Source organism: Psychrobacter sp. 1U2, assembly GCF_051847575.1.
In genome coordinates this window covers 1-762 of the sequence record NZ_JBPYDC010000947.1, presented here as the reverse complement: position 1 = coordinate 762, position 762 = coordinate 1, and the positions used below count along the sequence as shown (strand labels likewise).

Annotated in this window: 1 protein-coding gene; it reads left to right on the top strand. The window is 41.6% G+C overall.

Annotated elements, in window-relative coordinates; all coding sequences use genetic code 11:
- The coding region (locus tag ACS8FD_RS19725) for a trehalose-6-phosphate synthase (protein WP_439277112.1) at positions 1 to 605 on the top strand (605 nt) is incomplete at its 5' end.
- Positions 606 to 762 lie beyond the last annotated feature (157 nt).

The following is a 762-nucleotide window of genomic DNA, read 5'->3' as shown; positions in this document are numbered from 1 at the left end:
ACCGCCAGTTTTTGCAGCAGTATCCCGCCTATCAAAATCAGCTAAAATTGATTCAAATTGCTTGTCCTAGTCGCCTAGATCTGCCCGTTTATCAGCAGCTCTATGACGATGTTAGACAGACTGTCCATGAGGTAAATCAGCAATTTTCACCGATTGGGGTGCAATCAGATGCTTTCAAAATTGACGATTTAGAAGACTGTAAACTTGATACTTTCGGCTCTACAAACAATTGGCAGGCGATTACCTATAGTGAAAACGTGTTAAGTCATGGAGAATTGATGGCAGCGTTTTGGTACAGCGATATTGGCTGGGTAAATTCGCTCAAAGACGGCATGAACCTAGTCGCCAAAGAGTATATTGCTGCACAAAATCCAGACAATCCTGGAGTACTGCTACTCTCTGATTATGCAGGAGCGGCCGAGCAAATGCAGGCAGCGGTTATTATCGACCCGCACAATCCAAAGAGCATTGTAAAAGGTCTAAAAACCGCTCTAACAATGCCCTTAAAAGAGCGTAAGTCTCGCTATCAGACGTTATTGCAAGGTCTTTGGGAGTATGACTTACAAGCTTGGCAGCAAGATTTTTTAGAGGATTTATACCGATGATATTTTGTCGTTGGTTTATGATTAATAACATTTAACCCATGCTAGTCCTTGGGCGCAGTCCCAATAGCTTATTTATAAAAATAATTAGGGAACCCTTATGCTAGACGCAAAAGATACTTTATTACAGGACATTAAAGCCGCTATAAGAGACGTGATA